At 37.5% G+C, this 19,942-nt stretch carries 17 protein-coding genes; 13 read left to right on the top strand and 4 right to left on the bottom strand.

Annotated elements, in window-relative coordinates; genetic code table 11:
- The first annotated feature begins 487 nt into the window (after positions 1 to 487).
- The 3 genes from AC4NPH_RS05880 (at position 488) to ppsA (ending at position 4,586) form a co-directional block, all read left to right on the top strand.
- Positions 488 to 1,000 (top strand): NO-inducible flavohemoprotein, encoded by a 513-nt coding sequence (locus AC4NPH_RS05880; protein ID WP_476643696.1) that lies wholly within the window; start codon positions 488 to 490, stop codon positions 998 to 1,000.
- A gap of 249 nt (positions 1,001 to 1,249) precedes the next feature.
- Entirely contained in the window at positions 1,250 to 1,633 is a 384-nt protein-coding gene (locus tag AC4NPH_RS05875) for a hypothetical protein (protein ID WP_055991478.1), read from the top strand.
- 346 nt (positions 1,634 to 1,979) lie between these two features.
- Entirely contained in the window at positions 1,980 to 4,586 is a 2,607-nt protein-coding gene (gene ppsA / locus AC4NPH_RS05870) for a phosphoenolpyruvate synthase (RefSeq protein ID WP_098314590.1), read from the top strand.
- A gap of 152 nt (positions 4,587 to 4,738) precedes the next feature.
- Here ppsA and AC4NPH_RS05865 read toward each other — a convergent pair whose 3' ends face one another.
- Entirely contained in the window at positions 4,739 to 5,485 is a 747-nt protein-coding gene (locus AC4NPH_RS05865; RefSeq protein ID WP_061859771.1) for a gamma-glutamyl-gamma-aminobutyrate hydrolase family protein, read from the bottom strand.
- Between the two features lie 290 nt (positions 5,486 to 5,775).
- Here AC4NPH_RS05865 and AC4NPH_RS05860 point away from each other — a divergent pair, with 290 nt between their 5' ends.
- The 8 genes from AC4NPH_RS05860 to AC4NPH_RS05825 all read left to right on the top strand — a co-directional run bounded on the left by AC4NPH_RS05860 (position 5,776) and on the right by AC4NPH_RS05825 (position 15,255).
- A complete protein-coding gene (locus AC4NPH_RS05860; protein WP_098278540.1) occupies positions 5,776 to 7,314 on the top strand; it encodes an ABC transporter substrate-binding protein in 1,539 nt (512 codons plus the stop codon).
- A 59-nt stretch (positions 7,315 to 7,373) separates the two neighbouring features.
- On the top strand, positions 7,374 to 8,327 hold the full coding sequence (locus tag AC4NPH_RS05855; protein WP_098314589.1) for an ABC transporter permease: 954 nt from the start codon (positions 7,374 to 7,376) through the stop codon (positions 8,325 to 8,327).
- 9 nt (positions 8,328 to 8,336) lie between these two features.
- Entirely contained in the window at positions 8,337 to 9,245 is a 909-nt protein-coding gene (locus AC4NPH_RS05850) for an ABC transporter permease (protein ID WP_061859769.1), read from the top strand.
- Positions 9,242 to 10,240: an ABC transporter ATP-binding protein gene (locus AC4NPH_RS05845; RefSeq protein WP_057274828.1), complete on the top strand. Its 999-nt coding sequence runs from the start codon at positions 9,242 to 9,244 to the stop codon at positions 10,238 to 10,240. The genes AC4NPH_RS05850 and AC4NPH_RS05845 overlap by 4 nt, the downstream gene beginning before the upstream one ends.
- Entirely contained in the window at positions 10,233 to 11,222 is a 990-nt protein-coding gene (locus AC4NPH_RS05840; RefSeq protein ID WP_098314588.1) for an ABC transporter ATP-binding protein, read from the top strand. Before AC4NPH_RS05845 ends, AC4NPH_RS05840 begins: the two co-directional genes overlap by 8 nt.
- A gap of 258 nt (positions 11,223 to 11,480) precedes the next feature.
- Positions 11,481 to 11,963 carry a Cys-tRNA(Pro) deacylase gene (gene ybaK, locus AC4NPH_RS05835; protein ID WP_029321172.1) on the top strand — a complete coding sequence of 161 codons (483 nt, stop codon included), beginning with the start codon at positions 11,481 to 11,483 and terminating at the stop codon, positions 11,961 to 11,963.
- A 417-nt stretch (positions 11,964 to 12,380) separates the two neighbouring features.
- Positions 12,381 to 13,727, top strand: a complete 1,347-nt coding sequence (locus tag AC4NPH_RS05830) for an MFS transporter (protein WP_098314587.1) — start codon at positions 12,381 to 12,383, stop codon at positions 13,725 to 13,727.
- A 559-nt stretch (positions 13,728 to 14,286) separates the two neighbouring features.
- Positions 14,287 to 15,255, top strand: coding sequence for an extracellular catalytic domain type 1 short-chain-length polyhydroxyalkanoate depolymerase (locus tag AC4NPH_RS05825; RefSeq protein ID WP_029321176.1), 969 nt, complete (start codon positions 14,287 to 14,289; stop codon positions 15,253 to 15,255).
- A gap of 136 nt (positions 15,256 to 15,391) precedes the next feature.
- On the opposite strand, the gene AC4NPH_RS05820 is transcribed toward AC4NPH_RS05825, so the two are convergent.
- Together AC4NPH_RS05820 and AC4NPH_RS05815 are read right to left on the bottom strand one after the other, a co-directional pair.
- Positions 15,392 to 15,547 carry an aspartyl-phosphate phosphatase Spo0E family protein gene (locus tag AC4NPH_RS05820; protein ID WP_016763750.1) on the bottom strand — a complete coding sequence of 52 codons (156 nt, stop codon included), beginning with the start codon at positions 15,545 to 15,547 and terminating at the stop codon, positions 15,392 to 15,394.
- 842 nt (positions 15,548 to 16,389) lie between these two features.
- Positions 16,390 to 16,530 (bottom strand): hypothetical protein, encoded by a 141-nt coding sequence (locus tag AC4NPH_RS05815; protein WP_491938649.1) that lies wholly within the window; start codon positions 16,528 to 16,530, stop codon positions 16,390 to 16,392.
- 508 nt (positions 16,531 to 17,038) lie between these two features.
- Between AC4NPH_RS05815 and AC4NPH_RS05810 the strand changes: the two genes are divergently transcribed.
- Positions 17,039 to 18,490, top strand: coding sequence for an NADP-dependent glyceraldehyde-3-phosphate dehydrogenase (locus tag AC4NPH_RS05810; RefSeq protein WP_055989435.1), 1,452 nt, complete (start codon positions 17,039 to 17,041; stop codon positions 18,488 to 18,490).
- A 99-nt stretch (positions 18,491 to 18,589) separates the two neighbouring features.
- Here the strand turns inward: AC4NPH_RS05810 and AC4NPH_RS05805 are convergent, their stop codons facing one another.
- On the bottom strand, positions 18,590 to 18,886 hold the full coding sequence (locus tag AC4NPH_RS05805) for a hypothetical protein (RefSeq protein WP_013056556.1): 297 nt from the start codon (positions 18,884 to 18,886) through the stop codon (positions 18,590 to 18,592).
- A 492-nt stretch (positions 18,887 to 19,378) separates the two neighbouring features.
- On the opposite strand from AC4NPH_RS05805, the gene AC4NPH_RS05800 reads away from it, so the two are divergent.
- Positions 19,379 to 19,888 carry a hypothetical protein gene (locus AC4NPH_RS05800; protein WP_025749002.1) on the top strand — a complete coding sequence of 170 codons (510 nt, stop codon included), beginning with the start codon at positions 19,379 to 19,381 and terminating at the stop codon, positions 19,886 to 19,888.
- Positions 19,889 to 19,942 lie beyond the last annotated feature (54 nt).

The raw sequence follows: 19,942 nt of genomic DNA, 5'->3' as shown, positions 1-19,942 counted from the left end.
TTTAATTGGAAATCCCTGCGACTGGTATTTTCAACTTCCGCTCTATTTACAAATTGAATGTAGTGGAAACACCTTATGGACATTAAACCTGGAACATTTAAATTATATCGAAAGCTATATAGAAGCTGAACTCAGGGAATCACATCCCTATTATTTAAGTGTCGAGAGTCGACTGCCAAAGTGGATGAAGTTTGCTAAGAATAGAGAAGATGTATTAAAAGCTATTCAGAAACTAAAGGTGAAGACTTATTAGATGCTTTCGCTGATTCGTTATAATTGCCCGTATATCTTTCTAATCAGCTTATAAATTAAGCTAAAGAATTCTGCAACTGAAGGTAACTGCTAAATAGCCTAAGTACGGGAAGTTGTTCCGGGAGAGAAATACACGCATATTCGTCACTATAGTCTTTCTGAAGCCCCTGGAAAGGATTATTATCGAATCAGTGTAAAACGAGAAGATGCGCATGACGGTGCGCCAGCAGGAATCGTGTCAAACTATTTACATAAACAAGTTCAGACAGGAGATACTCTTAAGTTCTCAGCTCCTGCTGGAGATTTTGTACTTGATCACAGTGAACTTCCCGTTGTGCTAATTAGTGGAGGTATAGGTATTACACCTTTGCTTAGTATGCTGAATACCATTGTAGAAAAACAACCTACATGTAAGGTTACCTTTCTTCATGCAAGTATTAATGGTAAAACGCATGCTTTTAAAGAACATGTGGCTCAACTAAATAGAAATAACGAAAATGTTACCTCCTTCATCTGTTATAGTTCGCCTAATGAAGGGGATCGACTTGGCACTGATTTTGATAAAGAGGGTTATATTGATTTAGAATTGTTACAATCCGTTGTTCCTTCAAAAGAAGCTGTCTTTTATTTCTGTGGATCGATTCCGTTTATGGAAGCTATTCTTAAAGCATTACGTAGATGGGATATACCAAACGAACGTATTCATTACGAGGTGTTTAGCCCTGTAGCCATTTTAGGAGAAAAATAAAGAAGTAATTGTTACCAGTAAACAGAAAATGTTCGATTAAAACACACATCCTGTTTAAATAAATATGCTGTAAAAAAGCACTCATAAGCGTGCTTTTTTACTTTGCCTTAAGGAATGATTCTAAAAACGATCATGATACATATAAGTATTTCTACACTCTCTGCGTACAAAAAACTGGAAAAAATTCTCTTCGGTAATTTATAATAATAGAAAACTATGTCGAATCCCAAATATTGGAGAGATTACTATATGAGAAGAATACTTCCTTTTATAATTTTTACCATTTATTGCATTCCATACGTTTATTTATCTATGCGAAAAGATTTTGAGGATGATTCAAAGGTAAACTATATAATCATGGCCATAGTTACAGTAGCACTGTCTTATCTAAGTGGGCTTATTAGAGCGGATTTATCACTTATTTTAGGAAATATAATTTCTTTTAGTACTTCATATTTTTATAACGCATTAAGGCTTCCTGATTCTAAATGGGAGAAATATTTTTCGCCCTTTAATTCTGTCGAACAAGTAGTACTGATAAGCCTTGCGGCACTTGTTCTGCAGGTAATTATTTATACACTTGCTAGAAAACGAGCAAAGAGATACATTCGTAATACTATGGTTTCGGAATAGTTCAAAAAAAGAGAGTTAGTCATCTAATGAGCTAGACTCTTCAGGTGACCAAATGAAAGAAGGGTTAAAATGAGGAGAGTTGCTGAAATTTTATCCGCTAAAAAGAAAGTGCTAAATGAGGAAGATCAACAAATACTTCAAACGTGTACTTACCTGCTTTAAAAAGGATACGAATCAATTAGATAAGTTAATTATACAACTTTTAAATATGTAACCGCAAACAAAAAGGTATGTATTTCTCTTCCTACTTTAATTATATCACATAAAAAAACGTCAATATAGACTGTTTATTCTCATTTACTGCTGGTAAAATCAATAAAACATTACCGGTTAGGAGAGATGTTGAATGAACTCTTTAGTTCTTAGCTTTCAAGAAATAAAAGATACACAGCTTTCACTTGTTGGAGGAAAAGCCTTGAATTTAGGGGCGTTATCAAAAATTCAAGGAATACAAGTGCCGGACGGATTTTGTGTGACAGCGGCCGGGTATCAAAAAGCCCTTGAACATAATGAAACGTTTCAAGCGTTACTGAACCAGCTGACAATGCTAAAAGCTGATGACCGAGATCAAATTGGTGAAATTAGCGAAAAAATTCGCCAAATCATTCTGGAAATAAAAATTCCTTCTGACGTTGTAAAAGCAGTTATTCATTCTCTCTCTCAGTTTGGGGAAGAGCATGCTTATGCAATTCGTTCAAGTGCGACTGCTGAAGATCTGCCACATGCTTCTTTTGCTGGTCAGCATGACACCTATTTAAACATCAGAGGCAAAGAAGCCATCCTTGAGCACATTAGCAAATGCTGGGCTTCCCTGTTTACAAATCGCGCGGTAACCTACCGTATTAAAAATGGATTTGACCATAGTCAAGTGCACGTATCGGTTATTGTTCAACGAATGGTTTTTCCACAGGCTTCAGGTATTTTATTTACCGCTGACCCAATTACTTCTAACCGAAAGCTGTTATCAATCGATGCGGGATTTGGACTTGGAGAAGCGCTAGTGTCAGGTTTGGTCTCTGCCGATTGCTATAAAGTACAAGAAGGAGAAATCGGCGATAAAAAAATAGCAGCTAAAAAGGTAGCTATCTACGGATTAAAAGAAGGCGGAACAGAAACGAAGGAAGTTCATTTCGATCTGCAAAAAACGCAAGCGCTCACTGACTTTCAAATTTTACAGCTAGAACGCGTTGGAAGACAGCTTGAAGCTTATTTTGATTGTCCTCAAGATATTGAATGGTGCTTGGCCGATGATACATTTTACATTGTCCAAAGTCGTCCAATTACTACTTTATATCCAATTCCTGAAGCACATGATCAGGAAAATCGTGTTTATGTATCTGTTGGACATCAACAAATGATGACCGATGCCATGAAACCACTGGGATTGTCTTTTTTTCTGTTAACGACTAATGCACCGATGCGTACAGCCGGTGGAAGGCTGTTTGTTGATGTCACCCCTATGCTAGCTTCACCTGACAGCAGAAAAATGATGTTAGGTGCCATGGCACAACATGATCCGCTCATGAAAGATGCACTTATAAGCATAATAGAGCGAGGAGACTTTATAAAACCTTTACCAAATGATCAAAGTTCCGGTAAAAGCAATAAAAGCGTGCCGCCTACGAAGCCTAAGGCACAAATCGAAAACGACTCGACCATCGTTTCTGACTTGATCAAGAAGAATCAAGCATCAATAGAAGAGCTAAAGCAAACCATCCAAACGAAATCAGGGTCGGAATTAGTCGATTTTATTTCAGAAGATATCGGGACATTAAAGAAGATTTTATTTGACCCACAAAGTTCAGCTGTGTTTATGGCCGCTATGGATGCTTCATCATGGATCAATGAAAAAATGGAGACGTGGCTAGGTGAAAAAAACGCAGCAGACGTGCTTTCTCAATCTGTACCACACAATATTACTTCAGAAATGGGTCTGGCGCTATTGGATGTCGCAGATGTGATTCGTCCTTATCCAGAAGTAATTCATTATTTAAAACATGGAAAAGATGATAACTTTTTGGAGAAACTGGTTAAGTTTGAAGGCGGAGAGAAAACTCAAGACGCTATCTATGATTATCTCAGCAAATACGGAATGCGATGCCCCGGCGAAATCGATATTACGAAAACTCGCTGGAGCGAAAAGCCGGCTGCACTTATCCCCGTGATTCTTGGTAATATTAAAAACTTTGAGGCTAACGCTAGCAAGCAAAAATTTGAAAAAGGCCTGCAGGAAGCCTTGAAAAAAGAGCAAGAGCTACTAAACCGCTTGAAGCAATTGCCGGATGGTGAACAAAAAGCAAAAGAAACAAAAGAAAAGATTAATCTCATCCGAAATTTTATCGGTTATCGTGAATATCCCAAATACGGCATGATTAATCGCTATTTTGTTTATAAGCAGGCTCTGCTGAAAGAAGCCGCTCAGCTTGTAAAAGCCGGTGTTATTGATGAAACAGAAGATATATACTATCTGACGTTTGAAGAACTTCAAGAAGTCGTGTACACACATAAAGTGAATGATCAAATTATCACCAAGCGAAAAGAAGAATACCGATTATACACAAAGCTAACACCTCCGCGTGTCATCACGTCTCATGGCGAAATTGTTACAGGTGCGTACAAACGAGAAAATCTTCCTTCCCAAGCAATTGTAGGTTTACCGGTTTCTTCAGGAGTGATAGAAGGGCGAGCGCGCGTCATTTTAAACATGGAAAATGCTAATCTATCAGAGGGAGATATATTAGTCACTTCCTTTACTGACCCCAGCTGGACCCCGTTATTTGTAGGGATAAAGGGGCTTGTTACGGAAGTTGGCGGACTGATGACTCATGGAGCAGTCATTGCACGTGAATACGGATTGCCAGCGGTTGTCGGAGTAGAGAATGCTACTCGGCTGATAAAAGACGGACAGCGAATTCGCGTACATGGAACAGAAGGGTATATTGAAATATTGTAAAAGCTAAAGATGCTTGTGCTGTTTTTCTTCTTTTTACCTAATTAATAGATGAAAATTTGTCTAGATTCCTATGCGTATCTTCAGGTAATACAAAAAGGCAGGCCATTATAACGGCCTGCCTTTTTGTATTGGGGACACAGTAGATTGAAACGTCAAATGCCGACTTTTTTTACAGCCGACTGCTGCACATGCTCCATAAACAGTTTAAACAAGTTTAGCATTGAAGTATGTTCTTTTGCCATCATTTCTGGATGCCACTGGACGCCGACTACAAATTGTTCTCCCTGTTTTTCAATGGCTTCAATGACTCCATCTTTTGCCCATGCAGAAACTTCAAAACCTGGCGCTACGTCTTTAATAGCTTGGTGGTGAAATGAATTAATAAGAGCTTGATTACCATAAAGACTATGTAGCTGTGTTCCGTCTTTAATCATGATGGAATGAGAAGGGTCGCTTGTATTGTTGTATTGATCATGTTTGATAAATGACTCTTTAATGTCTGACATGTCTTGATAAAGAGTGCCTCCGTAAGCAACGTTTAAAATTTGTAAGCCGCGGCAAATTGCTAATACCGGCTTTCCTTGATTAATCACATGCTTTAACAATAGCTGTTCAGACTGATCTCGTGCTAAAAAAGGTGAACCCGTTTTGGTTGTCGGTTCTTCTCCGTATAAAAGGGGATTAACGTCTTGTCCACCTGATAAAATCAACCCGTCTATACTTTCTGCCTGCGCTTTAATCATTTCTTCGTCTTTTAGCACTGGCAAGATAAAAGGAACTCCGCCGCTGAGCGCTGTTGATTCGATATAGTCGTTATTCACATACGCTCGCTTATAGCCTGGAAAGCGTCCTCCTTGATCCACAATAATGCTTCCTGATATACCAATTAAAAATCCCACTGTTGTTTTCTCCTTTTTTGTTAAATTACCATTTCTTGAGATGTTTTTTCTTTTTCCTGCGTGGATAAAGTGTGTTCAATCTCTTGCTTTATAAGAAATAAATGGTTCTTTTGTTCAACTATTATACATATATACCATATTTATTTAATAGAAAATGGTATGATAGCCTCTGTATGTTAAAAATACTAATTGCCAAAGGTAGAAGGTAGTGCTACAATTGTTCACATTCCTACTATTCTTCTTATTATAGTCGGATTAAAATTTTATACAAGGAAATAGGAGTGATTTTAGTGAAAAGGACTTATTTACTTTTCATTTCTCTTTTAACCATTGTCCTCATGGTAGCAGGGTGCAGTGGTAACGCAAGTAAAAATACTTCAAGTGAAAAAGAAGGAAAAGAAGGCGGAACGCTAAACGTCGCGTCTCAAAGTGAGCCAGCAACGCTGGATGCTCAAATCACTGGGGACTCCGACGTGAAAGACGCAACGCGCAGTATCTATGAAGGGTTGATGATTTTAGACGACAAAGGAAATCCTAAGCCTGACTTAGCGTCTAAAGTAGATATTAGCGATGATAAAAAAACATACACGTTCCATTTAAGAAAAGGGGTTAAATTTCATAACGGTAAAGAAATGACTGCAGATGACGTTGTCGCTTCTATTAACCGCTGGATTAAGCTATCATCCCTTGGGAAAACAAACTTCTCTGGTGCTGAAATGACAAAAACCAATGATGATACGGTGGAGCTTCATTTACCATCACCAAACGTTAACACGCTATCTTTATTAGCTGATCCAATCCCCGCAGCAGCTATTTTACCAAAAGAAGTGGTTGACAATGCATCTGATGAAGGGATTAAAGACTACATAGGAACAGGTCCATATAAAGTAAAAGAATGGAAGAAAAATCAATATCTTTTATTAGAGAAATTTAAAGATTATTCTTCGAAAGGCCGCGAAGTTAAGAAAACTCCTCACGTCGATGAAATTAAGATTAGTTTCGTAAGCGATGAGTCAACTAGGATTTCTGGTATTACAACCGGACAATTTGACGTTGCGCTATCTGTATCGAGCGATAATGCCAAACAAGTTGAAGGCAGCCAAAATGCAAAAGTAGAAACATCACCAGGCGGATTTATGGGACTTTTCTACAACGCAGATAAAGGCGTCTTTAAAGACATCAATGCACGAAAAGCAGTTAACGCAGCTCTTAACTCAAAAGATATCTTAGACAGTTCTTACGGAAGCTCGGATTATTACAAGCTTTCTTCATCCATTGTGAACAAAGAGTATCCAAATTACTACAGTACAGCTGGAAAAGAAGAATATAACCAGCATGATAAGAAAAAAGCAAAAGAATATTTGAAGAAATCTGGTTATAACGGAGAAGAAATTCGCTTAATGGCGTCTCGTGATTACCAAGATCAATACAATACAGCTGTTGTGGTTCAACAAGAGTTAAAAGACATTGGTATGAATGTAAAATTAGAAGTATACGACTGGGCGACATTCAGCGATAAAATGAGTGATACAAACCAATGGGACATCTATCCTGTTGACTGGAATGCTCGTTCTACCATCTTCCAAGGATTCTGGACTACAAAAGGTACATCAGTTGAAAAATCAATGGACTACTTAAACAAAATTAAAGCTGCTCCTTCTGTTAAAGAAGCTCGCGGTGACATTGATGCCATTCAGCAATACGTATGGGACGAGCTTCCGTTCACGCTTATTGGTCATAAAGTGAACATCAATGCCGTTTCTAACAATGCAAAAGGCTATGAGTATAATTTAGGTCCAATTTTCTACAATATGAGTTTAACAAAATAATATCTTATTATTCTAATAAACAGAGGGCTTATGCTCTCTGTTTTAGAAAGGAGTTTACGATGGGAGCTTATACACTTAAGAGACTTTTTGCACTAATTCCTGTTTTATTCATTGTATCTATTGTTGTGTTCTTAATTACGCGCTTAACGCCTGGGAGTCCCGCAGCAATCATTTTAGGACAAGGCGCAAGTCCGGAACAAATTGCAGCGCTGAGCAAAGAAATGGGATTGGATGAGCCTGTGGTAAGTCAATACTTTATCTGGCTATCTAACATTTTTCACGGAGATTTTGGCTATTCCTACTTTTTAAATAAACCTGTGCTCGGGGCAATTTGGGATAATGTAGGTCCTACGGTTTCTCTAGCTATACTCGCGCAAATTTTTGGTGTGGCCTTTGCTTTACTATTTGGTATATATGCAGCTAAACATAAAGGAACGATTCGTGATGAAAGCATTATGGGAGCCAGCCTTTTAGGTATTTCCATTCCTAGCTTTCTTCTCGGTTCATTCCTTATTTTGCTTTTTGCGGTACAGCTTCGAATTTTTCCTGTTTCAGGATACGCTCCGTTAAATGCTGGATTATTTGAGTATTTAAAGTACTTAGTTTTACCAACGATTACACTTGGAGCGATTCAAGCTGCATTAATTACGCGTATGACGCGTTCATCTTTGCTCGATACCATTTCTGAGAACTTTGTTAAAACGGCAAAAGCAAAAGGATTAAATGAACGCACAATTATGCTTAAGCATACGCTGCGCGTGAGTTTTTTACCGATTTTAACAGTTATCGGAGAATCATTTGCGGGGCTTGTGACCGGAGCGGCGGTAACAGAATCATTATTTAACATTCCAGGGCTAGGTCAGCTGATTGTTTCATCAATTGAACGCCGAGATTACGCGCTTATTCAAGGAGCCGTACTTTTAATTACGGTTGCTTATGTGGTCATCAATTTAGTTGTTGATTTGCTGTATGCCGTGATCGATCCACGTGTACGCAATTCTTATCATGATTAAAGGAGGGTGATGAATGTGAACGCACAACAAAATACAGAGACCATTTCAGTAACTGCAAAGAAAAAAAGAAACCCAGCGGTAGCGCGCTTTTTCTCAAACCGTTTGTTAGTAAGAGGAGCGATACTTATTTTATTATCGATTTTGATTGCTGTTTTTGCTCCGCTCATTTCTCCTTTTGGCAGCTTACAAATCGACCCTGCAAATCGATTAGCACCGCCGTCAAGCACGCACTGGTTTGGAACGGATAACTTTGGACGAGATGTATTTAGCCGGACAATGTACGGCGTCAGAATATCATTAATGATTGGAGCCGCAGTAACGATTATTGCTACTGTACTTGGTTTAATCGTTGGACTTTTATCTTCTTATTATAAAATTCTTGATTATATTTTAATGAGAATTTGTGACGGCTTGTTTGCTTTTCCATCTATTTTACTAGCAATTGCCATCATGGCTGCTTTAGGACCGAAAACAAGCAACGTTATTATCGCACTGAGCCTTGTATTTATTCCTTCAATCGCGAGAATTGTTCGTTCAGCTGCACTTGTTGTAAAAGAAAAAACCTTTATTGAAGCATTAAAAGCTCAAGGTGCAAGCTCACTTCGAATCATTTGTTTTCATATGGCGCCAAACGTCTTATCGCCTTTAATCGTTCAAGTAACATACGTGTTTGCCGTGACGATTTTAACAGAGGCTTCGCTAAGCTTTTTAGGAGCTGGGATTCCTGCGCCGACACCAAGCTTAGGAAATATGCTGTATGACGGAAAGCTTGCGATTTACAACGCGTGGTGGATGACCGTGTTTCCTGGTGTATTCATCATTTTAATTGTACTTGGCCTTAATTTATTTGGTGACGGTCTGCGCGACTGGTTAAATCCGAAAAACGTAATGCTGAAGAAAAGGAGGAAAAAACGTTGAGTAACGCCCTTTTAAAATTAGAAGACTTACAAGTAACTTTTACAACCTATGGCGGAGAAGTAACGGCTGTTGACAATGTATCTCTTCAATTAAATAAAGGAGAAGTATTAGGGATTGTCGGTGAATCAGGATCTGGAAAAAGCGTAACATCCGAATCTATTCTTCAGCTATTAGATGAAGACCTAACAAGCTACGATGGCAAGATTTTGTTTGAAGGAAAAAACTTATTAGACATGTCTTCAAAGCAAATTCAAAAGCTAAGAGGAAACGAAATCTCAATGATTTTCCAAGATCCAATGTCGTCCTTAAATCCTGTTATGCCCATTGGAAAACAAATTGCTGAAGTCATTCGTCTGCATCAAAAAGTCTCTAAAAAAGAAGCGCAAAAGAAAGTTGTAGAGCTTTTGAGACTGACTGGCATTTCTTCTCCAGAACAGCGGGCAAAAGAGTATCCGCATGAAATTTCTGGAGGAATGAGGCAGAGAATTATGATTGCAATGGCTTTAGCCTGTGAGCCAAAGCTTCTGATTGCCGACGAGCCAACAACGGCTTTAGACGTAACCATTCAAGCGCAAATCCTTGATCTTATGATGAATTTAAAAGACAAGCTCAACATGGGCGTGCTGTTCATCACCCATGATTTAGGCGTTGTGGCTAATATTTGTACAAAAGTAGCCGTGATGTATCTAGGACAAGTGATGGAAGAAACGGACGTTAAAACGCTGTTTTCAAAGCCGCTTCATCCTTATACAATGGGCTTAATTAAGTCGGTTCCTCACTTAGATGGCGACAGAACACAAGAGCTTTCGTCCATTCCAGGAACGGTTCCGCCGCTTTCAAATGTGCCAGACGGCTGTCGTTTTGCACCAAGATGCCCATTTGCAACGGAAAAATGCCATAAAGAAGTACCTGTTTTAGAGCATGCCGATGATACACATCGCGTTCGATGCTGGCACTATGAAAAAATTCAAGAAGGAGAGGTTGCGTATGTCTAATGAAGCAAAGCAGCAAAGCGCCAAGCCCTTGCTTGAAGTTCGCAACCTGCAAAAATATTACCCGGTTCGTTCTGCTTTGGGGAAAGCAAAAGGCCAAATCAAAGCGGTTCAAGATTTATCCTTTGATATTTATGAAGGCGAAACGTATGGATTAGTAGGTGAATCTGGCTGCGGGAAAAGTACAGCGGGGCGCACGCTTTTAAAATTAGTAGAACCAACAGGCGGAGAAGCACAGTTTAATGGAGAAAGTATTTTCGAATCTAAAGCATCACGCTTACGAACAATTCGTAAAGATTTACAAATGATTTTCCAAGATCCGCATACTTCCCTTAATCCAAGGAAAAAGATTGGTGCTTCCATTCAAGAAACATTAACAATTCATAATGTAGGCGCAAAAAGCGAACGAAAGCAGCTTGTCATTGAGTTATTAAAAAAGCTCGGATTTAACGAAGAAGATTACAACCGCTATCCGCACGAATTTTCAGGCGGTCAGCGCCAGCGCATAGGCATTGCGCGTTCATTGATTTTAAACCCCAAGCTTATCATTTGTGATGAGCCGGTTTCAGCGCTGGACGTATCCATTCAAGCACAAATCTTAAACCTGCTGCGCAGTTTGCAAAGAGAAATGAAGCTTTCATATCTTTTTATCTCCCACGATTTAAGCGTCGTAAGACATATTGCAGACCGCGTTGGTGTGATGTATTTAGGAAGATTAGTAGAAGAAGGGCCAACAGATGAGATTTTTTCAAATCCTCGTCATCCTTACACAAAACTTCTTTTATCATCTGTCCCGGCAATTCACGAACATGAAAAACGCGAAAAAATTGAGGTTAAAGGTGAAATTCCTTCTCCTCTTAATCCGCCTTCAGGCTGTGCGTTTCATAAAAGATGCCCGTTCGCATTTGACCGCTGCATGAAAGAAACACCTGAAGATACAGTGATTGACAGCCAGCATAAAGTAAAATGTCATCTTTATAATTAATTTGAGAAGCTGTAGAGATATAGAAAGCAACGTAGTAATGCAGCAGCATAATTGAATAAATAAAAATGAAAAAGTCACTAGTACCTCTAGTGGCTTTTTTTCTGTGAAAAAAGCGGGTTCAATGGGTTGAGAAAAGTCATTATTCAGCATATTAGATTCATTTTTATATAAAAGATATGAATAATCCTTACTAACCTACCTATCCTAATATATGGAGATATGAAAACAAAACGTGTTATGATAGTATCGGTGATAATTATGGGTAAAAAAGCAGATAAAACGAATGTCATGCGAATTTTAGATCAGAAAAAAATTGAGTACAATTATTATTCTTACGAAACTAAAAATCTGAGTGGGGTACAGGTAGCTACTTCGCTCGGAGAGGATCTTGCTAAAGTCTTCAAGACACTGGTGACCGTAGGGAAATCAAAAGAACATTACGTCTTCATGGTACCCGTTGAAAAGGAGCTTGACCTAAAGAAAGCGGCAAAAGCAGCTGGTGAAAAGTCCTTAGAAATGATTCCTCAAAGAGAGCTGTTGCCCCTTACAGGATATGTTCACGGCGGGTGTTCTCCTATCGGAATGAAAAAGCAGTTCACAACCTTCATTGACTCTACAGCAGAAAACTGCGAAACGATTTACTTTTCAGGTGGACGTGTAGGTCACCAAATACAGTTAACGTTAAGTGACTTATCAAAAGTAATTCGCATAGGTTTAGCAGACATCACAAAAGATAGTTGAAATGTAGTTCCCTTGAGCGAAACGCACTCCGACATGAGCGTTTCGCTTTTTTAGTTCCCTTAGTTTGTCATATAAATTAGAAAACCGAACTTTGTAAAATTTTTGTATAAATAATTAGAAAATATTATATTTTCTAATAAATCAATAGTACAATATATAAATAGAAGGGAGGATTAACACTACATATGTAATAGACAGCAGCCGCTTTTAAAACCGCTTATTTTGTTATCTATAGATGATATTGAAACGAATTATCCAACCTTTTTTAAGCGCTCTCATTATATAAGTAATTGGTTGAACAGGTTTTATAGAAAGCAATACAAGTTAGCTGCTTAAAATCATCTACTGGTAAAATACTTGCTACTTTATGTTACAGGAGAACCGACATTAAACACTCAAAGAAAAGAGGGATTAATCATGGCTCATACCAGTGAAGCTGCAAATAACAGGCGTGTTACAAGTAATATTTTTAAAGGATCTATCGGAAATTTAATTGAATGGTACGATTGGTATGTTTACTCTGCTTTTGCCGTCTATTTTTCATCGCAATTCTTCCCGGAAGGTGATTCAACAAGTCAGCTGCTTAATACAGCTGCAATCTTTGCTGTCGGTTTCTTGATGCGTCCAATCGGTAGTTTATTAATGGGGCGCTATGCGGATCGATATGGTCGTCGGGCTGCGCTTACCTTATCTATTACAATTATGGCGAGCGGTTCTTTTATTATCGCTTGTACTCCTAGCTATGGCACGATAGGGTTATTATCTCCAATTATTCTAGTACTCGCTCGTTTGTTGCAAGGAATCTCCTTAGGAGGAGAATACGGAACGTCTGCAACTTATCTTTCTGAAATGGCAAGCAGCGGGAGAAGAGGATTTTATTCAAGCTTTCAGTATGTGACGCTTGTTGCTGGTCAGCTGGTGGCATTAGGTGTTCAAATTATTCTGCAAAACGTTCTTAGTGAAGCAGATATGATTTCATGGGGCTGGCGTATTCCTTTTGTAATTGGAGCAATCGGAGCGCTAAGCGTTTTATGGCTGCGCCGTACAATGGATGAGTCAGAGCAATTTTCTAAAATGGACTCTGAAAGCCGTGAAAATGCAGGAACTATTAAAGCACTTATGAAGCATCCTAAAGCAGTGTTGACCGTTATTGGCTTAACACTAGGAGGAACAGTCGCTTTTTATACGTATACGACGTATTTGCAAAAATTTATGGTAAACAGTGTAGGGCTAGATAAAGGAGTCGTAAGCTGGATTAACTTCTGTGCGCTGCTTGTATTTGTTGTTATTCAGCCAATAGCAGGTATGCTATCTGATAAAATTGGACGCAGACCTCTGTTAATGAGCTTTGGTATTTTAGGAACATTACTGACAGTACCGCTTTTTCTTTTTATGAAACAAGCACATAACCCAGTCATGGCTTTTTTATTAATGACAATTGGACTTATCATTGTAACAGGTTATACATCGATTAACGCTATTGTAAAAGCTGAGCTTTTCCCAACAGAAATTCGAGCTCTTGGTGTTGGGTTACCGTATGGACTTACAGTTGCCATATTTGGAGGCACTGCAGAATTTATCGCCCTATGGCTGAAAAGTATCGGCCATGAATCACTTTTCTTTTTCTATGTAGCAGGATGTATCGCCATCAGCTTTATTGTTTATTGGCGTATGGGAGAATCCTCTAAAGATTCATACATAGAGTCCGAGTTGAAAACAGATGACAAAGACGACAGCATCCCGCCAAATAATGTAAGTTTTTAATTTTGTTTAAACCAATAAGCGTTCGATAACACAAAAAGGACTGGCTTTCTATAGCCAGCCTTTTTTTATTCTCTTAAAAGACAATTATTTTGTAGTCGGTTCAGAATATGGAAAGATAGGTTCTTTTAAGCTAAACTCACGCGTGCCTTCTTCGATAAGACCCACTGTTTTATCGCTATGGTAAAGGGCTAGCCTTACTAACCTATCCGTGCTGCACAACTTTTTTCTGTAGTAGGATTTTTGTCTATTATTTGGTGGTAATAAGGGCTTGAATGATCTCATTCCAGTAATGTTTAAAACCAGGCTTTACTTTCGGCATTTTGAACACTCCCTTTAAAATTTTCCCGATTGGATAGTCGTTATATTAAGTTTAATAAAATTAACTAAAGTTGTTATCCAGCGCAGAGCGTAACTTACTCTATGAATTTGCACCACTAAAGAGTGAAGAAAAAAATAATGGAAGACATATAAGAAAGATGAGATACATAATAAAAGGATTATTTTGTGATATAACGAAATAAAGAGTATATACATCAGAAATAGAGAGAGGGTAAACTCCGTGAATACTTTATGTTCCTTTTTTACAAATCCAGTTTTAACTGCTTCTACGTTTTTAATAGAATTACAGAGCGTGTTCTTTCAACCTATTTGGAAAGAGTATAATTATGATGATTATTTTACCTACAAGGTGTATGTTCCAAGTACATATACTGGATTAAGTAAAGTACCATTAATCGTTATGCTTCATGGATGTCAACAAGATGCAGATGATTTTGCTGCAGGTACGGAGATGAATAAGCTAGCGGAAGAAAAAGGCTTTATTGTTCTCTATCCTCAAATGAATTACTTTGCTAATTCCAACGGGTGCTGGAATTGGTTTTATGAGTATAACCAGTTTCGCGGTAATGGAGAGCCAGACATAATAAAAGATATGATTGATCACATAACCGCTAAATATGCGATTGATTCTACTAATATATACCTTGCTGGCATGTCAGCTGGAGGCTTTATGGCAAATGTGATGGCTATTGCTTATCCCGATGTATTTAAAGCGGTAGGCATTCATTCAGCAGGCAGTAATGCGTATGCTGTAGACCTCATCACAGCGGGAGAAGTCATGCTATACGGCTCTTTAAATCCTGAACTTGACGGTGATGAAGCTTATAAAAAAATGGGACCTTATGCACGGCCTGTTCCCATCATTACGTTTCATGGTCAATCAGATACAACAGTCAATCCAATTAATGCGTCTACATTAATTCAGCAGTGGATTTATACCTATAAGAATTTCGGTATAAACTTACATGAAAATGCTGCTTTTTATACGTCACAAGACAACGGAAATCATTATAGCTACATAATGTCTGACTACATAGATGCAGAAAATAAAATCTGGATGAAAAAAATTATGGTAGAGGATATGGGGCATGCATGGTCAGGAGGAAATGACAATGGATCAGATACTGATTCAAAAGGTCCTAATGCTTCAAAAATGATGTGGGACTTTTTTGAAGCACAGAATGATTGAATAGAGTATGCACGAGCGATCAAGATGTACTACTAAATAACATTAGCTTTCATTTTTTTTGAAACAAATAATTGTCTACCAACAGCAAAAAAGGATCTTATCGAAAGATCCTTTTTCTGTTATCAACGAACATTTTTTAACAAGTAGCTTCAAACCGATTTAACAATACATCTAGATCCTGACTGATTTTAATCGTATTACTACTTGTAAACCCTTCTTCTAGAGCAATCATCATCATCATTTTTCGTATAAATTCTATCTTTATCAGCAGTAGTCTACATTTGAAACACATTAAGTTTCCTCCACTTGCCACGTCATTTTAAAGGCTTAAATTGTTGAATTATTTATGTAAAAATGGTTCCAATCTAAAAATAGAACCTAAAAAATATAGTAACAAATAGATAGTGTCGAAGTCTGTCGTATTTTGAATTCAGATATTTTCATTTAAAAAGAATTAGCTCTTAAACGTTTTGCTGGAAGCTGTGCTCTATCTTAATTGTGATTGTTCCCCGGTTGTAAATAACTCACAGACCAACAGAGCTTATCCTGTTTTTTGGATATAGGCATAATCCGATTACATTTAGGCATGTTAACATAAGAAAGGAGAATTTACTAATATGCCCAATGTCATCAGAATTCTTCAATTGTTTCTTCCGTGGATTTCCCTTGTTTTTATGCCAAAAAATCAATGAGAACCTATTTTCCCGCTTCTCTTTTTGCCTCATCTTTAGTAATTGGAATGTGCTCATTAGCTATTCCTTACAAGTGGTGGAGTGTAAAAGGAGGGTGGAAAGGAAAAATTTTAAACGATAGTAGTTTTATTTTTGGACCCTTTTTGGTAGGGACACTGTGGATCTTTCATTTTACGTTTGGCAGCTTTAAAAGATTTTTTTTCGTTAATTTACTTATGGATTCACTATTTGCTTTTCCGCTAAGTTACTTGTATCAAAAATTGAACTTATTTAAGTTAGTCAACTTTAAGCCAAAACATATCTTTTTTTCGTTTATTAGTTTCTGCTTAACTATTTATGGCTATCAGGCACTGACAAATAAAGATAAATGATAGGTGAGGGCTGTTTCTAACCGCTATAGACTTTGTAAAAAGCGCAACAAAAAAGCGTCTGTTAAGACGCTTTATATATAATACATATACTGCTCATCTTTATTAACATTTGTTGTTTCATGGATTATTTCTTCCGGGATATTGGACGCCCGGTTAGTAAAAAGCATAAACAAAGCAATAATTGATGCCGCAAAACCTAAAGTAACAATCACAATAAATCCCTCCCTTTAGAATATATATTCTACTTTTATCTTCATTTTCCTATATTTATTATATACCCTTATTTTATTTTCTCAACACATAGAACAAAAAGAGTAGTGCATCTCCTCAATATCTCCCTCAAAATAAATATAATCAAGGGAGCTTATCCCATTTTCCCTAAAAAAGTAGGAAGCCATAAATTTTTTTCGTATGGGGGATATAAATCATTAAAATTATTAATCGTTGAGATAACTTTTTTGTATTGTACGAATGAAAGAAATTTATATATATTAAAAATACAAAATATTCATTAAATTATATGATGCTTTGGTTTTGAGTCGAAAAGAGAAAAGCTGCTGCTTTAAAGGCAACAAGTTTAAGGAAGTTACAAGCGATATAAAAAGTTATAGAAATGGATGCATCTAGAATTCTTTTTGCTCAGATATTCACAGAGTTTTCATTCGTGAAAAAGACTGAAAATTTTGATAATAATTTCACTTTTATTAAGGGGGACTTTTTATGACAACAACGGTTTTAAATGTATCAACTTATTCTTTTTATCTTAACGGTGAGTGGAAAGAAAGCAAATCAGGGCAGACAATCGACATTGTTTCTCCATACCGTCATGACGTGATTGGAAAAGTGCAGGCTATCACAAAAGAAGAGGTCGATGAAGCAGTACATGCCGCGCAAAAAGCTCAGAAAGGGTGGGCAGAAATTTCTCTGCAAGAACGTGCCAAATATTTATACAACTGGGCGGATGAGCTGGTAAAAATGCAGAGTGAAATTGCCGAAATTATTATGAAGGAAGTTGGAAAAAGCTTAAAAGATGCCAGGAATGAAGTAGTGCGCACAGCAGATTTCATTCGCTATACAGTTGAAGAAGCCCTTCATATGAACGGAGAAAGCATGAAGGGAGATAGTTTTCCTGGCGGTTCTAAGTCTAAAGTTGCCATTGTTGAACGCGTGCCTTTAGGGGTTGTACTCGCAATTCCTCCTTTTAATTATCCGGTAAATTTAGCAGCTGCTAAACTGGCGCCTGCGCTTATTTCAGGAAATGCAGTTATCTTCAAACCCGCAACGCAAGGAGCGATCAGCGGTATTAAGATGATTGAAGCTCTTCATCAAGCAGGTATTCCACAAGGTCTTGTAAACGTCGTAACGGGCCGCGGATCTGTTATTGGGGATTATTTAGTTGAACATAAAGGCATTAACATGATTTCATTTACCGGAGGAACAAACACGGGTACTCAATTAGCTAAAAAGGCAGGCATGATTCCTCTTGTACTAGAACTTGGAGGAAAAGACCCGGGTATTGTATGTGAAGATGCAGATTTACAAGAAGCAGCAAAACATATTATAAGCGGAGCATTTTCTTATTCCGGTCAGCGCTGTACAGCTATTAAACGTGTACTTGTGCATGAAAAAGTGGCAAACGAGCTCGTAAATATTTTAAAAGAAGAAGTACATAAACTATCAGTCGGTTCTCCTGAAGATGGATGTACGATCGTTCCATTAATTGATAGCAAAGCAGCGGACTTTATTCAGATTTTAATTGCAGATGCACTAGGAAAAGGTGCAACAGTTGTGACTGGAAACAAGCGTGAAGGAAACCTTATCTATCCTACGCTTTTAGATGACGTGAATGATACTATGCGCGTGGCATGGGAAGAACCATTCGGTCCTGTGTTACCAATTATCCGCGTCGCTTCTGATCAAGAAGCCGTTGATATAGCAAACGAATCAGAATTTGGCTTACAAGCAAGTGTTTTTACAAAAGATATTAATAAAGCCTTCTCAATTGCAAACAAAATTGAAGTCGGCTCCGTTCAAATCAACGGCCGTACAGAACGCGGTCCTGATCATTTTCCTTTTATCGGCGTAAAAGGATCCGGTATGGGTGCTCAAGGCATTCGTAAAAGTATTGAATCCATGACTCGTGAAAAAGTAACGGTATTAAATCTTCAATGATTGAATTTCAAGAGCTCTCCAAATCAAGCCAGTAGAGGGACTTATAGAAAAAAGCCTGTGCTTCACAAAGCACAGGCTTTTAAACATCTTATTTAATCGTTACTCGATTCCATCTTTATAGTTCTTATGCCAGTTTTTATCACCTTTATGCTCGATATCCTCAACGGTTTTTTCAAGCTCTGACATAATGAGTGTTTTTACTTGATAAATGGTATCAAAAAAAGCTCTCTCTTCATCCGGGTTAGGCTTTATTTTGGCTGCTGCCGAAATATCAACGTATCTACGATGCTCAGTTGTTAATTTATCAAGCGCATCAAAAATATGAGAGGTCAGAACAGCAACCTCCTTATGATTATCAGGCAGCTTTTCTTTTAATGTTTCAATTCTTTTATCCATGTTAAAGTCCCCCTATAACGTGTTGTATTTATGTAACTTTCCCACTAATAAAAACGAATAATCTTAAACGGCAAAAATTATTGGGAATTAGCATGTGAAACAAAATTATACTACAGGATAGCATGTTAAAGTGAAAAAACGGTGAAATGAGTGGGTATATTTTTGCAGAGAGGGTATGTAATAAAAGCCGGTTTTTTTGAAGAGGTAATTCCCTTAAGATACATTGAAGCACGCAATTAACATAAAAGTACATCTATTTTTAATGAATGATGACCTTTTTTGACTATTTTTTACGATTTTATGACTTTTTTTGAATGAATTTGATTGTTTTTGGTGATTTTTCGAATAATCTGATATATAATGAAAGCGTAAACAGTGAAACATGTCGGTTGGTTAAGAAAAACATCCACAAAAACTGGATTCGTTATTACATAAAATCAGGCCTCTGTTTTTTTATAAAAATAAATAGAACTTGAGAAAAGGAGAATGAGGATGGACATATTGGATGCAAAAGTAGTGAATACAAAGTACGGTTTAGAAACATATCTGGATGTATCAGAAAGCGTAGAAATAAAAGAAATTCATATGCCGAGTTCAGAGAACCAATCTCATAAAATTAAATTTGGAATCAAGTATTTTCTTTTAAGAGAAGGAAAGTATTACGATAGCCAAAAAGGTTATTTTTGGCTTTGTATGAATCACGATTTTAGCAGCCTTATGCTGAGTGAAACGGAAACAGAGAGTTTGTTTGCAGTTAAAAGTGAAGAAGAAAGAGAAGCAACAAAAACGCTGTTAGCAGAATGGTTTATCCAAACGAATGCGTACAAAGAAGTCATCAACGAATGTATCCATCAGATTAAAACGGAGAATATTCGTACAGAAGAAGACATTGAAGACCGAGTGGACGCTATACAATTTTTAGAAAAATTAAAGGTATTAACTGCAAAAGAGATTGAAAACGCTTCTATAGAAAATCTATATGCCCTGCAGCAAATTGGCTAAGCTATAGTTCGCGTACATGGAAATGCAGATTGATGTATAACAATAAGGAGGAAT

The organism is Priestia sp. MDV22-iso46 (genome assembly GCF_058629175.1).
The sequence above is the reverse complement of the archived record's forward strand: the minus strand, read 5'-3'. Positions and strand labels throughout refer to the sequence as shown.

Coding starts and splice junctions, on each gene's coding strand:
- AC4NPH_RS05875 (WP_055991478.1), top strand. CDS start 1,250: ATGAGAAGAATACTTCCTTTTATAATTTTTACCATTTATTGCATTCCA.
- ppsA (WP_098314590.1), top strand. CDS start 1,980: ATGAACTCTTTAGTTCTTAGCTTTCAAGAAATAAAAGATACACAGCTT.
- AC4NPH_RS05855 (WP_098314589.1), top strand. CDS start 7,374: ATGGGAGCTTATACACTTAAGAGACTTTTTGCACTAATTCCTGTTTTA.
- AC4NPH_RS05850 (WP_061859769.1), top strand. CDS start 8,337: ATGAATGTGAACGCACAACAAAATACAGAGACCATTTCAGTAACTGCA.
- AC4NPH_RS05840 (WP_098314588.1), top strand. CDS start 10,233: ATGTCTAATGAAGCAAAGCAGCAAAGCGCCAAGCCCTTGCTTGAAGTT.
- ybaK (WP_029321172.1), top strand. CDS start 11,481: ATGGGTAAAAAAGCAGATAAAACGAATGTCATGCGAATTTTAGATCAG.
- AC4NPH_RS05830 (WP_098314587.1), top strand. CDS start 12,381: ATGGCTCATACCAGTGAAGCTGCAAATAACAGGCGTGTTACAAGTAAT.
- AC4NPH_RS05820 (WP_016763750.1), bottom strand. CDS start 15,547: ATGTGTTTCAAATGTAGACTACTGCTGATAAAGATAGAATTTATACGA.
- AC4NPH_RS05810 (WP_055989435.1), top strand. CDS start 17,039: ATGACAACAACGGTTTTAAATGTATCAACTTATTCTTTTTATCTTAAC.
- AC4NPH_RS05805 (WP_013056556.1), bottom strand. CDS start 18,886: ATGGATAAAAGAATTGAAACATTAAAAGAAAAGCTGCCTGATAATCAT.
- AC4NPH_RS05800 (WP_025749002.1), top strand. CDS start 19,379: ATGGACATATTGGATGCAAAAGTAGTGAATACAAAGTACGGTTTAGAA.